The 12,871-nt window shown below is 67.0% G+C and carries 16 protein-coding genes; 9 read left to right on the top strand and 7 right to left on the bottom strand.

The window, feature by feature from the left end; genetic code table 11:
* Positions 1–271: 271 nt before the first annotated feature.
* The 5 genes from BIU99_RS19340 to BIU99_RS07290 all read right to left on the bottom strand — a co-directional run bounded on the left by BIU99_RS19340 (position 272) and on the right by BIU99_RS07290 (position 4,225).
* Complete coding sequence (locus BIU99_RS19340) at positions 272–1,633, bottom strand: dsDNA nuclease domain-containing protein (RefSeq protein WP_175484364.1); 1,362 nt, start codon at positions 1,631–1,633, stop codon at positions 272–274.
* A 294-nt stretch (positions 1,634–1,927) separates the two neighbouring features.
* The gene (locus BIU99_RS07305; protein WP_139205368.1) at positions 1,928–2,551 is read right to left on the bottom strand and encodes a hypothetical protein; all 624 of its coding nucleotides are present in this window, start codon (positions 2,549–2,551) and stop codon (positions 1,928–1,930) included.
* A 323-nt stretch (positions 2,552–2,874) separates the two neighbouring features.
* Entirely contained in the window at positions 2,875–3,651 is a 777-nt protein-coding gene (locus BIU99_RS07300; RefSeq protein ID WP_071260521.1) for an HNH endonuclease family protein, read from the bottom strand.
* Positions 3,652–3,719: 68 nt separating this feature from the next.
* Positions 3,720–3,980 carry a type II toxin-antitoxin system RelE/ParE family toxin gene (locus tag BIU99_RS07295; RefSeq protein WP_071260519.1) on the bottom strand — a complete coding sequence of 87 codons (261 nt, stop codon included), beginning with the start codon at positions 3,978–3,980 and terminating at the stop codon, positions 3,720–3,722.
* Entirely contained in the window at positions 3,977–4,225 is a 249-nt protein-coding gene (locus BIU99_RS07290; protein WP_064296825.1) for a type II toxin-antitoxin system Phd/YefM family antitoxin, read from the bottom strand. Before BIU99_RS07290 ends, BIU99_RS07295 begins: the two co-directional genes overlap by 4 nt.
* Positions 4,226–4,567: 342 nt before the next feature.
* Between BIU99_RS07290 and fdhA the strand changes: the two genes are divergently transcribed.
* The 9 genes from fdhA (at position 4,568) to BIU99_RS07245 (ending at position 11,286) form a co-directional block, all read left to right on the top strand.
* Complete coding sequence (fdhA, locus tag BIU99_RS07285; RefSeq protein WP_071260517.1) at positions 4,568–5,788, top strand: formaldehyde dehydrogenase, glutathione-independent; 1,221 nt, start codon at positions 4,568–4,570, stop codon at positions 5,786–5,788.
* A gap of 357 nt (positions 5,789–6,145) precedes the next feature.
* Positions 6,146–7,180, top strand: a complete 1,035-nt coding sequence (locus BIU99_RS07280) for a helix-turn-helix transcriptional regulator (RefSeq protein WP_071260515.1) — start codon at positions 6,146–6,148, stop codon at positions 7,178–7,180.
* Positions 7,181–7,347: 167 nt separating this feature from the next.
* On the top strand, positions 7,348–7,767 hold the full coding sequence (locus BIU99_RS07275) for an Asp23/Gls24 family envelope stress response protein (RefSeq protein WP_064296822.1): 420 nt from the start codon (positions 7,348–7,350) through the stop codon (positions 7,765–7,767).
* A complete protein-coding gene (locus tag BIU99_RS07270) occupies positions 7,764–7,952 on the top strand; it encodes a DUF2273 domain-containing protein (RefSeq protein ID WP_064296821.1) in 189 nt (62 codons plus the stop codon). Before BIU99_RS07275 ends, BIU99_RS07270 begins: the two co-directional genes overlap by 4 nt.
* The gene (locus BIU99_RS07265; RefSeq protein WP_064296820.1) at positions 7,949–8,302 is read left to right on the top strand and encodes a hypothetical protein; all 354 of its coding nucleotides are present in this window, start codon (positions 7,949–7,951) and stop codon (positions 8,300–8,302) included. Before BIU99_RS07270 ends, BIU99_RS07265 begins: the two co-directional genes overlap by 4 nt.
* Complete coding sequence (locus BIU99_RS07260; protein WP_071260514.1) at positions 8,299–8,874, top strand: hypothetical protein; 576 nt, start codon at positions 8,299–8,301, stop codon at positions 8,872–8,874. Before BIU99_RS07265 ends, BIU99_RS07260 begins: the two co-directional genes overlap by 4 nt.
* On the top strand, positions 8,874–9,476 hold the full coding sequence (locus tag BIU99_RS07255; RefSeq protein WP_071260512.1) for a hypothetical protein: 603 nt from the start codon (positions 8,874–8,876) through the stop codon (positions 9,474–9,476). The genes BIU99_RS07260 and BIU99_RS07255 overlap by 1 nt, the downstream gene beginning before the upstream one ends.
* 84 nt (positions 9,477–9,560) lie before the next feature.
* Positions 9,561–10,871: an Asp23/Gls24 family envelope stress response protein gene (locus tag BIU99_RS07250; RefSeq protein ID WP_071260511.1), complete on the top strand. Its 1,311-nt coding sequence runs from the start codon at positions 9,561–9,563 to the stop codon at positions 10,869–10,871.
* A gap of 1 nt (position 10,872) precedes the next feature.
* Positions 10,873–11,286: a hypothetical protein gene (locus BIU99_RS07245; RefSeq protein ID WP_071260509.1), complete on the top strand. Its 414-nt coding sequence runs from the start codon at positions 10,873–10,875 to the stop codon at positions 11,284–11,286.
* A gap of 71 nt (positions 11,287–11,357) precedes the next feature.
* Here BIU99_RS07245 and BIU99_RS07240 read toward each other — a convergent pair whose 3' ends face one another.
* Together BIU99_RS07240 and mmsA are read right to left on the bottom strand one after the other, a co-directional pair.
* The gene (locus BIU99_RS07240; protein ID WP_071260508.1) at positions 11,358–11,648 is read right to left on the bottom strand and encodes a DUF1905 domain-containing protein; all 291 of its coding nucleotides are present in this window, start codon (positions 11,646–11,648) and stop codon (positions 11,358–11,360) included.
* A gap of 227 nt (positions 11,649–11,875) precedes the next feature.
* The coding region (gene mmsA / locus BIU99_RS07235; RefSeq protein ID WP_071260507.1) for a CoA-acylating methylmalonate-semialdehyde dehydrogenase at positions 11,876–12,871 on the bottom strand (996 nt) is incomplete at its 5' end.

The following is a 12,871-nucleotide window of genomic DNA, read 5'->3' as shown; positions in this document are numbered from 1 at the left end:
ATCCCAAGGACCGAATTTGTAGCGCATCATAGGGAGGTCAGGCGAAAGGTGAATCACTCGATTTCGCTCGCTGACAAATCCATCAAGCGCGTCAGCAACTAGTGGCTGAGCAGCGGGATAGCGCGTGAGAAAGTCAAGCTTGGCCAACTTGGTCAGGCCGTCGAGTTTGCTCGCGTTCCCGGGGATGGATGCAACCTCAGAGATCAGTATCAGTATCCGCAGCTGTTGGTGTTCGATGTCGCGTTGTCGGATGATTGCATCGTCGGACTCGTTAATCAATTGCGTCCCCTTGTGCCTTCGCCTGGTTGAGCCTCAAGGGGAACGCGCGGCGTGCATCCGCAATCGCGAACCGTTCGCTAAACCAAATCTGACATTCGCTAGCCAGATTGCACGCGGCGCCGAGGAAGAGCAATTCATCTGCATCAACAGGCTTCCTGGGCATTATCTCCGTTGAGAACACGCGGTCGAGTTCGCTCCACATCTCGGGTCCATAGTCTTCGCGTGTTCCGGAGCTGCTACTAAACCGTTCGGCGACTTTACTTGATTTCACATGAACCCAAAGCTTTATTCTCTCGATATCACTAGTAGAGCCAAAGGCCTCATCGAGCGCCGCGCTTTCGTGGGTTCGCCAATATAGAGCCGCTCGTTCCGCTGCTTGGATCGTCGTGTCACTGCAGCCAGCATTCTTTAGCTTGAGCGCGAGAGCGGTAGGAGCTATCACTGTTTCGTCATCAACGTACGACATCTCGGCTGCGGTGCATACCTCCGCGATCTGCATCAAGTCTTCTGATGTGAACGTTCTCGACTCGAGTTTGACCAGATTTGCTGCGCCCTCATCGACACCGTTCATCTGCATTGCAGTTTCAGCGAGCCCTTCAAGAACGGTCGGTCCCTGCGCGGTCATTCTGGCATGCACCATCTTCATCGCCTGTTGCCAAAACGCCGCCGAAATCGCAATATTCACCCCGATCATATCGAGAAAGGGCCGCGCATACTTCGTAGGAGCAACATGATGGATGTCTGCTCGACCAGTCCTTGAGTCCCTAATCGTCAGAACGTGCAAGAACTGTCGCATCAAGTCAATAAAAGTATCGCTGGGATCTTTTCCTGCGGTCCATGACTGTTCTCTTTTGTCGGTGGATATCGCACCAAAGACCTGCTTTGTAAAAAGCGAAAGAAGCTGCGTTTCTCGCTCGAGCAGTGGTTGCTGAGGATGGGATTTGAGCCGCCCTAGGAATCGTACCAATTCGCGTGAGTCGCCGCTCTTAATGCCGGCATTTGTGACAAGTGTAATCGAGGCATTCATCTGAAATGCACGCCATCGGAGAAAGAGGTGTGCGATACCGCCTTGGTCGGGCAGCAGTGCCATTGTCCACGGGCCCAGAGACATTTCGCGATGTTTTACGCTAACTAATTCGATCTTGTCGTCACGGCAAATTATGTAGTCCTCGTGGTGTTCGCAGATAATCGAGATTTCAGAGCGTGCGCGTTTTGACTCTTTATCCCAGCACTCGGCTATACACGCAAGGCCATCGACGACCGCCATCGCGGTCTGCCAGTCGTATCGTGACGCAGTCTCTGCCCCTGAGTCATCTGGGGCAGGAATCGCGAGCATGGGTGGAAGGGCGTTCACGTCGCTGTGTTCTGCCCTTCGTCCATTGGGACGCAGTATGTATCCCCCGATCTGAGGATGTACCAGTTCGCCCATGTGCGTCAATACTGAGCCTGTGAGAACTTTCTCTACTCGTTCAAGGCCGGGCTCCGCCCGGCAGACTCACCTGCGGTGCGTCCGGTCCTCGCTTCGCTCCGGTCCGGGCGCTCCTCGACGAGTCCGAGGTGCTGACCGGTTGAGCCGTTAATCAGCAAGACCCGCCGATCCACGTGTGTGGGGCGAGTCCGCTGTTGCAGCTTACTTCTGCTTCTTGATCTAGCCGAGCCCAAGATCGAGCTGCGTGGCCTGGGGTGTCGGGTGCGATCGCTTCCATGAGTTGCCGTGGAGAACTCGTTCGGCAGCTGTGAACTGGAGCGACGGCGAGCCGGGGACATTGAGCTGACCGCTCAAGGCGGATAGATCGAGATCCACAGCGAGACCTTCCAAGAGCTGGAGGCGTCGGAATCCGCGACGAATGTCTGTCTGAGCCGCCGCGTGGGTCCAGCCGTTCACGAGTTGTAGTCGGTCGTTGACATCCTCGAGGTCTGGCGCCCGACCGATGTGCTGGGTGTTGTGACACCTCTTGCAGAGGGCGATGAGGCCAGCGAGCACCTGGGTAATGACGCCGTCGCTCATCTCGAATCGCCAGATCTCGTGGCAGTCGGGGTGTTGAACCTTGCCGAAGGGACCGTAAGACTGATCGCCGCACATCTGGCAGAGCTTCCCGGCGCGTGCAGAAACCGCGAGACGAATCCTGTCCCATTCGGATTCACGAGCAATGCCTCGAACGTTCGAGCCGAAGACGCTTGGAGGAAGGACATCGGCCCGCATACGCGGATGGCCGACTGGAGCATCGGGCGTGAGCGTCGGCATAAAGACGCTGGTCCAGTCCTGATCCATCACAGGGTCTCCGACCGGGCGCAGACAGCAACCGTGACAGCAACGCGAGCGCATCCGTAGCTGTCGGACCGGATCGTGTCGACGGACGGTACGCAGCTCCGCGTGACCACCGGACGTCTGTGGACGTCGCGACTCTTTCTACGGATCAGAAGGTTGGGGGTTCGAATCCCTTCGGGCGCACATTGTGAAAAGCGGTCCACTTCGGTGGGCCGCTTTTTTCGTGCCGCCTGCCAGCAGGATATCGGCGCGAGAAGCGGATGGAATCGCGCGAAACGTCCGGTTCTCGGGCGTTCGTCCTGTTCTCGTGCGGCGCCCACACGCCGCTACGCCCGGCAACTGCCCAGCGTGCCCGTGAGTGCCCGGCGGTCGGCGTCGTCGACCGTGAGGTCGTACGCCATCAGCACGAGGACGAACCGCGCCGCGTACTCGCAGTGCGACGCGACCGCCGGCGGCATCCAATCGCCGGGGCCGGAGTCCGACTTCGACGAGTTCGTCGCGCCGTCGACGGCCTGCAGGTTGATCGGGTCGTTCGCGAACTGCTCCCGCTGCTGCTCCGTCCACGTTTTCCCGCCGTGACGCCAACCCCACGCGAGCGGCACGACGTGGTCGATCTGCACGAGCTGACTCGACCGCTCACCGCGCTGGAAGTCGATCGTCGACCCCGTGTAGAGGTCGTTCAGCACGCCGGTGAGGACGACGCAGTCGCGGGTCCCCGGCTTGAACGTGACGTCGACGAGGTCGCGTGCTAGCACGTCGTTGCGGGTGTCGCAGCCGTTGCGGTCGATGTCGGCCCAGCGCTGACCGAACCGGTCCCGGTCGTAGCCGGTGGCCACCTGGGTGGCGGTGTCGACGTCGGCCAGCGCGTCTTCGACTGCGGCGGCCGAGACGACCAACTGCCCGGACGCGTCCACGACGGCGAAACCGGCGGCCTCGAGCGATGCCCGTGCGCTCGGGCTGACCGCCGCGGGCGTCGGTGCGAGCGACGTCGGCGGTGGCGACCCCGGGTCGCCGAACACGATCCCGCCGTCGAACTGCGTTGCGACAATCACCACGACGGCTGCAAGGAGCGCGACGAGCAACGCCAAGGGAGTCTTCTTCATGCTGGGTGCTCTCCTCGGGGTCTGCTCCACCAGCGTAGAGCCGGGCGCCGACACGAGGTCGCCGGACGTCAGCCCCGGTAGACGTCGCTCCGATGGCCGAGCGTGATGACGACCACGAGGAGCACACCGTCATCGATCGTGTACACGATCCGATAGTTACCCACCCTGACACGGAAGCCGGGGCGTCCTTGCAACGCCGTGGCACTCGGCGGGCGCGGGTTCTCCCCAAGCAGAGCGATCGCGGCCCGGATGCGTCGCTGGTCCTGATGGTCGATCCTGCGGAGCGCCTTGATCGCGGCCGGCCGCAGCTCGATGTCGTATCGACTCATTCCCAGCCGAGGTCGGCCTTCGCCTGCGCCCACGGGATGCTGTCGCCCTCCTCAGCCATCGCCGCATCGAAGGCACGGGCGTCCTCGGCGTCTTCGAGCGCCTCCATCATCCGGTCGTACTGTTCGGGACTGATGATGACGGCCTCTGCGCGCCCGCGTCGCTCCACGAAGACGGCTTCGGTGTGGGATCGCGCGATGAGTTCGGAGAACTTCGCGCGAGCCTCGGTGACGTTGATCCGGGACATGTCGCAAGTGTACGTTTTGGGCCTCCGTCTGTACATATGGGGGATGACCGTGGCATTGGCCGACGGTCTCAGGGAAGCCTGGAGAAGGTGTGCGGACGCCCGGGGGCGTTCTCCACAGGTGCCCTTCGACAGGCTCAGGGACCGGTGGAGGTGCGCTCAGGGACCGGGGGAAGTGCTTTCAGGGACCGGGGGGGCGTGCGCTCAGGGACCGGGGGAAGTGCTTTCACGGACCGGTGGAGGTGTTCTCAGGGACCGGGGGACTGCCGCTTGCGGCAGGCGCGGGATAGGGTCGAGCAGACACAGGGTGCCCCACAACGGGCGCCCGCGATCAAGGAGGATCACGTGTCAGGTAACAGAGCTGTCGCCTACAAAGCAGCGGGTGTCGTCGAGGTCATCGACATCGACTACCCCACCTTCGAACTCAAGGACGGACCGGGGGTGAACCCGGCCAACGTCGGCCGGAAAGTCCCGCACGGCGCCATCCTCAAGACCGTCGCGACCAACATCTGCGGCTCCGACCAGCACATGGTCCGCGGCCGCACCACGGCACCGCCGAACCTCGTCCTCGGACACGAGATCACCGGCGAGGTGGTCGAGGTCGGACCGGACGTCGAGTTCATCAAGGTCGGCGACATCGTCTCGGTGCCCTTCAACATCGCCTGCGGCCGCTGTCGCAACTGCAAGGAGCGCAAGACCGGCATCTGTCTCAATGTGAACCCCGACCGCCCGGGCAGCGCCTACGGCTACGTCGACATGGGCGGCTGGGTCGGCGGCCAGGCCGAGTACGTCCTCGTGCCCTACGCCGACTGGAACCTCCTGAAGTTCCCGGATCGCGACCAGGCGCTCGAGAAGATCATGGACCTCACGATGCTCTCCGACATCTTCCCGACCGGCTTCCACGGTGCGGTGACGGCGGGCGTCGGCGTCGGATCGACCGTCTACGTGGCGGGCGCGGGGCCGGTCGGCCTCGCCGCAGCGACCGGGGCCATGCTCCTCGGCGCCGCTGCGGTCATCGTCGGCGACATGAACGCCGACCGGTTGGCGCAGGCGCGGAGCTTCGGTTGCGAGACCGTCGACCTCACCAAGGGTGAGCCGGGGGAGCAGATCGAACAGATCCTCGGCGTCCCGGAGGTCGACTGCGCGGTCGACGCCGTCGGGTTCGAGGCTCGTGGTCACGGTGGTGACGCGGGTCATGAAGCACCGGCGACCGTGCTCAACTCGCTCATGGACATCACGGCGGCCGGCGGTGCGCTCGGCATCCCCGGACTCTACGTGACGGGTGACCCGGGTGGCATCGACGAGGCCGCGAAGAAGGGTGCGCTCTCGCTGAGTCTCGGTACCGGCTGGGCGAAGTCGCTGTCGTTCACCACCGGTCAGTGCCCGGTGATGAAGTACAACCACGGCCTCATGATGGCGATCCTGCACGACAAGGTCCACATCGCCAAGAACGTCAATGCGACCGCGATCACCCTCGACGACGCCCCGCGCGGGTACGCCGAGTTCGATGCGGGGGCAGCGCAGAAGTTCGTCCTCAATCCGAACGGGTATCTGGACGCCGCGTAGGCGGCACGGGGACATCACCGAGGGCGCCCGTTGCGTCGTCTGGAGAGCTCCAGGACGACGGAACGGGCGCTTTCGGCTGCCCTTCGACAAGCTCAGGGACCGGGGAGGAGTGGCTCAGGGACCGGGGTGGAGTGGCTCAGGGACCGGGGTGGAGTGGCGCAGGGACCGGGGGTCCCGACTACTGATTTTTCACCCGAACGCCTGCCGCAGGGCATCCGGGACGGCGTTGTCTGACGAACTGCTGAGTGAACCGTGAGATTCCCTCCTCTCGGTCCGTCTCTCCAATGACGCGGGAAACCGACGGGGCCTTGGGGCCCGTCCCGCGACGAAGAGACCCCCACTCGCACAAGGACGACCATGCAACACTCCTTCCTCGCATCCGAATCAGATCCGGAGAGCGACTCGGACACCAGCCCACTGCTCGGCAGTGCGAGCAGTACGGCGTCGACGGTTCCGATCCGCAAGGTCACGGTCAGCGGCGACGACCCGGCCACCGCCCGGCAGAACTACGAGCGCGCCTACGACGGCAGCCGCTTCACCGTCACCCGCGGCACCGAGCCGTTCTCGTTCCAGTGGGTGTCGATCGGCGACGACCGTGTCTCGCTCCGCACCGCGACGATGACCGGACACGTCACCGGCGAGACCCCGGGCCTCACGGATTACGTGGTCTCGTGGGTCACGACCGGCGGCGGCTGGATCGTGCGCCGCGACGGCCAACGGATGGAGATCCCGCGACACCCGTTCGTCCTCCCGTTCCACCGGCCGTACACGGTGCACCTCACCCCGCACCGGCAGAACTCCGTGCTCTTCTCCGCCCCGTACCTCGAAGACATCGCGACCGAGATCCACGCCGGCCCGAGTCAGCAGGTGTCCTTCGATCTCGAGGCGACGCCGACACCCGAGGCGATCGAGCGCTGGCGCGTGGCGCTGAACGCCTCCACGCCGGTGCTCACCGACGAGACGGCGCCTCCGCTGCTCCGTATGAACGCCCAACGACCGCTCGCCCTCGCGCTGCTCCAGCTCGCACCGTGGGCGGTGGTCGACCTGCCGGAGCCGCTCCGCGAGCCTTCGATGGCGCGCACACGCCTCGCGGTCGAGTACCTGCACCATCACGCGGCGGAGCCCATCACGCCCGCGGACGCGGCGAAGGCGGCCGGGCTGCACACGAGGACGCTGCAGCTCCACTGCCGTCGTGAACTCGGCATGTCGCCCACCGCCTACCTGCGCGACATCCGCCTCGACCGCACCCGTCGCGAGCTCGCCGAGAGCTCGCCGCAGGAGACGACGGTCGGTGAGGTCGCGAAGCGGTGGGGCTTCGTCCACCTCGGACGCTTCGCCTCCGCCTACCGGAACCGCTTCGGCGAGGGCCCGAGCCAGACCCTGCGCGGCTGACGCCCGTCGCCGGATATCCAAAAAATGAGTGCTTCCGGAAAAGTTCGAGACGGACCGTGAGATTCGGGCGTGACGCGCAGTCTCATAGATGTCGCCCGCAACACGGGCACCGCCGCCGGACACCCGGAGCGTGAACCAGCACCACCAGACACCGAAGGAGCAACACCATGTCGAACACCACCGACACCGCGAACCACGCCGCAACGACCTCCACGGGCAAGAACGTCATCGCCGATGGCGTCGTCCAAAAGGTCGCCGGCATCGCAGCCCGCGAGGTCCCCGGCGTGCACGACCTCGGTGGCGGAGCGGCTCGCGCCATCGGCGCCATCCGCAACGCCATCAACGCTCAGGACCGCGGTCAGGGCGTCTCGGTCGAGGTCGGCGAGAAGCAGGTCGCCGCTGACATCGTGATCGTCGCCGAGTACCCCGTCGACCTCCAGCGCGTCGCGGACGACGTCCGTCGCAGCGTCACCGACGCGATCTCGAACGTCGTCGGCATGGACGTCACCGAGGTCAACGTGACCGTCGCCGACGTCCACATCCCGTCGGACGACGACAACGACGCTGACGAGAGCCGCGTCCAGTGACCACGACCGATCGCGGCATCCTCGTCGGTGCCGTCCTGGCGCTGGCGGCCGTCGCATTCGGGTTCTGGAGCATGATCCTCGTCGCACTGTTCATGCTGATCGGATTCGGCATCGGACGCGTGCTCGAGGGCAAGCTCGACCTGCGCGGTGTCGCCGACGCGCTCCGCGGGCGGCGGTCGTCGTGACCGCGGCGGTGACGGCCGAACAGGCCGTGCATGGTCGCAACACGATCAGCTCCCGCGCCGTGCGTCGCGTCGTGTCTGCCGTCACCGCGGAGGAACTCGGGGTGCGGGCGTCGGAGGTCTCGGTCGAGCTCTCCGACGCCCAGGGGGCCCTCACGGTCACCGCGAGCACGCCCATCCACGTGTCGCCGCTCGGCGCCGGATCCCGGACCTCGGGAACCGTCCTCGAACGCCTGGCACGCGCACAGACCAGCATCCGAGAGCGGTGCCTGGACCTGACCGGGTCGACGATCGGACGCGTCGACCTCCACATCACGGGCGCGAAGCTCGAAGAACGAAGGAGGGTGTTGTGAGCACCCCAGCCCTGTACCGCCGCGCGGTGCGTCGCGAGACCCACTCGCCGCGGTCGACGCTCGCGATCACGATCGCGATCATCCTCGCGCTCGTGCTCGCCTGGCTCGGCACCGAGTCGGTCCTGGCCGCGATCGGGCAGCCGGCGCTCCTCGTCGCGCCGAAGGACATCGTCACCGCGGTGCTGACCGCGGCGACCGCCCCGGCCCCACTCCTCGTCGCCATCGGCGCGGTCGCGGCGATCGTCGGCCTCGTGCTGATCGTCCTGTCGCTGGGTCCCGCCCGCCAAGGGCGTCGCGGGTCGATCGCCGAGCGCACGGCGGCGGTCGTGGACGACCGGGTGATCGCGCAGTCGCTCGCCCGCGTCGCCTCGTACGCCGGTGACATCGACCCCTCGCAGGTGAGTGTCAGCGTCGGCGCCAGGAGCGCCCGCGTCGACGTCACGCCGACGAGCGGCCGACGCGTCGACCAGCGCGAGATCCAGCAGGCCGTGGACGCGGAGGTCGCGTCCTACGACTACCGGCCGGCGCTCCGCGCCAAGGTCCGCGTGAGCAGCAAGGGAACGGTGGCCTGATGAACTCCACGAATCGCTTCCTCAACCGGTTCTTCATCTTCGTGGTCGGACTCGTCGTCCTTGCGGCCGGCGCGGCCCTGTCCGTGGGTGCGCTCCTGCCTGACGTGCAGCGGACGATCAGCGAGAACGCCGAGCGTGCTGTCCGACCGACGAACGACACCATCGACGCCCAGCCGTGGATCCTGTGGGTCGCGGCGGTCGTCGCCCTGATGCTCATCCTCGCCATCATCTGGTTCGTGTTCCGGCAGGGCCGCGGGCACACCGGAACGCTGCTGCAGGTCGACGAGCAACGGACGAAGGACACGCCGACCGGTGGTCGCGTCGTGCTCGACGTGAAGGTCGCCGAGCAGGTCCTCGAAGAGGCGATCGGGCGCAACCCCGACGTGGTCTCCGTCGACGTCACCGGCTTCCGGATCCGCAAGCAGTCCACGCTGCGCCTCACTGCACACGCTCGTCGCGGCGCCTCGCCCGTCCAGCTGCGGCGCGACATCGAGGCGGCCATCCACGAGTGGGACGGCGTCCTCGGGACGTCCACCCCGGTGGTCATCCAGATCGTCAGCGGGCTGCGCACGCGGCTCGCCAGCACCAACCGGGTCGTCTGACCCGACACTCCGCGGTGCCACCGCGGCACCCGAATCGACAGCAGTAGGACCGATGCACCGCCGACGCGGTGCGAGGAGGATCGCATGAGCGACGACACGAAACACCCGGACCAGCAACACATCCCCACCCCGGCCGAGGTCCGGGCGGAGCACCCGACGGTGCTCGTGCCCGCGCATCCCGATGACGAGGTCCGCCGCATCGAGTCGCACGACGGCGAGCACGCGGGTGGGCCCGCGCCCGCTCCTGAGGTCGCGCCGGCGAACGGGTCTGTCACTGGTCCGGAGGTCGCTGAACCGGCCGTGGCCGACTCGGTCTCCGTCGAGACGCCGACGGTGTCGGTGTCGGAGTCGGTGGCTCCGCCGGAAGCGGCGGACGCATTGGTGGTCGAGCTCGACTCCGGCCGGCGACGTGAGCAGGAGGCCGACGAACTCGCCCAGGTGATCGCCACGACGGCCGAGACGGTCCCCGGCGTGCACGCCCTCGGGTCCCCGACGGCCCGCGCCATCGACAGCGCCCGCACCCGCCTGCTCGGTCGCACCGCCGTCCCCGGCGTCAACGTCCTGGCCGATGAGGACGTGCTCAACGTCGAGGTCTCACTGGTGGCCGAGTACCCGGCCAGCATCGACGAGCTCGCGGACACGGTCCGGGCCGACGTCGCGGCCGCGCTGGAGGCCCGCCACCCGGGACCGGTCGACATCGACATCACGGTGACGGACATCCACGGGCCCTTCGACCCGATCGAGCCCGATCCGGGCGAGGCGATCGACGAGGCGAAGGCCGCCATCGGCAATGCGACGTCCGCGGCGGGTGCCGCGATCGGCGATGCAGCAGAGGCCGCCGGGGATGCCCTCGGCACGGCGAAGGCTGCTGCATCGGACGCGGTGGACTCGGCGCGAGCCGGAGCGGCCGACCTGGCCGACGCCGCTGGTGACGCGGTCGAGCAGCGGACCGGCCGGTCCGAGGGCGACGGCGGCCGGTCGCTGGGAGACGGGCAGCCGGGCGCGGCCGCGGGTGCCGACGGCGAGCTCGTGACTGACGGCGACGTCGGCGGCGAACCGACCGATGCGGTGGTGTCGGAGGAACTCGCCGAGGCCGCCCGTGAGCTGGCCACCGCGGCCGACTCGCTCGCGACCGTCGCCGAGGAGGTGACGCACGGCGCCGACCCGAACCTCGCCGATGCTGAGCCCGCCGGGGCGGCTGACGCGATTCAGGACGCTCCGGCGGAAGAGCCCGTCGCGACGGGCTCGGATGCCGACCCGGTTTCGGCCCCCGAGCTGGACGGCGAGGACGCGCACGACCAGTCTGCCCCGAAGGTCGCCGACGTCGACGAGGTGGCGGACGCTTCCGCCGAGGTCACGGCCACCCAAGCCGCGGCGCCGGCGAAGGAGCAGTGACATGCCGCTCTTCAGCCGGACCACGTCGTACGGTGCGCGTCCGCGTCCGCGTGCCGTGTGGGCCGCTGCGATCACGGGTGTCGTCCTGCTCGTGCTCATCGTCGTCGGCGTGCTCATCCCGATCCTCGGGCTCATCGGCGCCGCCGACGGCGCGACGGTCGGTGCGCTCGACGTCCCGGTCGGCGGCATCGTGGTCGCGCTCCTCATCGGGTACGTCCTCGCGCTGCTGTTCCTGCTCGGGTGCGTCCGCAGTCGCAACGGCGCACTCTCCTGGGTGCTCGCCGTCGCCGCGGTGATCTCGGCGCTCCTCGTGTCGCTGTGGCCGCTGCTGGCGGTCGCCTTCGCGGGCGTCGACCAGGCGTCCGACGTGGTGCCGTTCATCCAGGACCTCATCCGCCAGGTCACGGGCGGCTGAGCACCGGAGATCCGCGCGGCAGCAGGAGGTTCTCCCTCAGGGTCTCCTGCTGTCGCGCGGATCTCCTGTGCTCAGCTCAGGCGGCGGGTGAGGTGGACGTCGACGGTGTCGCCGATGTCCTTGCCGAGGCGCTTCCGGAGCTTCGCACTGATGGACAGCATGTGACCACCGGCGCCGGTCGGCATGAGGCCGACGTTCGGCAGCTCGACACCGTCGACGGTCGCGTCGACGCGGACGGATTTGCCGGTGCCGAAGAACTCGGCTGAGCCGGGCATCTCGACGCAGGACCAGACGTCGCCCTTCACATCGACGCCGATCGGTGCGGTGAAGCGGTGGTCGAGCTCGGTCGGTTCGATGGCCATCGTGACGCCCCTCGTCGGTCGTGGTCGGCGTGGCCATTGTCGCGGCTGAGTCCGACCCGTGGCAAGGGCGGGACCGTCCCTGGTCCCGCCCTTAGACAGGCTCAGGGACCGCGTTTCCTACCCCGTTCCCGCCCTTCGACAGCCTTAGGGCCCGCTTGTCGAGGGCCCCCGGAAGCACTCGGCCCCTCGGCAGGCTCGCGAGGAGCACTGCCGAGGGGCCGGGAACCTCAGTTCTGGGGGAAGCCGAGGTTGATGCCGCCGTGGGAGGGGTCGAGCCAGCGGGAGGTGATGGCCTTCTGCTGGGTGAAGAACCGGACGCCCTCGGCGCCGTGGGCCTTGGTGTCGCCGAACAGGGAGTCCTTCCACCCGCCGAAGGAGAACGTCGCGACCGGCACGGGGATCGGCACGTTGATGCCGATCATGCCGACCTGGATCTCGTTCTGGAACCGTCGGGCGGCACCGCCGTCGTTGGTGAAGATCGCCGTCCCGTTCCCGAACGCCCCGCCGTTGATCAGTGCGACGCCCTCTTCGTAGGACTGCACGCGGACGACGGCGAGGACGGGTCCGAAGATCTCCTCCGTGTACACCTTCGACGTCGTCGGGACGTTGTCGATGAGGGTCGGGCCGAGCCAGAACCCGTTCGGGTCGCCGTCGATGGGCGTGTTGCGGCCGTCGACGACGATCGTCGCGCCGTCGGCTTCGGCGATGTCGAGGTAGGAGGCGACCTTGTCGCGGTGCACCTTCGTGACCAGTGGCCCCATGTCGCAGTTCCGTCGGCCGTCACCGATCCGCAGGGTCGCCGCGCGTTCGGCGATCTTGGCGATGAGCTCGTCCGCGACGGGCTCGACCGCAACGACGACGGAGATCGCCATGCACCGCTCGCCCGCGGATCCGAAGCCGGCGTTGATCGCGGAGTCGGCGACGAGGTCGAGGTCGGCGTCGGGCAGCACGAGCATGTGGTTCTTCGCACCGCCGAGCGCCTGGACGCGCTTGCCGTGTGCGGTGCCGGTCTCGTAGACGTACTTCGCGATCGGGGTGGAACCCACGAAGGAGATCGCGCGGACGTCGGGGTGGGTGAGGAGCCCGTCGACGGCCTCCTTGTCGCCGTTCAGCACTGTGAACACGCCGTCGGGGAGCCCGGCTTCCTTCCAGAGCTTCGCGAGCCAGATCGCCGCGGACGGGTCCTTCTCGCTCGGCTTCAGCACGACCGTGTTCCCGGCCGC

The sequence above is a fragment of the Plantibacter sp. MMLR14_011 genome (assembly GCF_001865025.1).
Lineage (GTDB): Bacteria > Actinomycetota > Actinomycetes > Actinomycetales > Microbacteriaceae > Plantibacter > Plantibacter flavus_A.
This window is presented reverse-complemented; position numbering and strand designations above follow the sequence as displayed.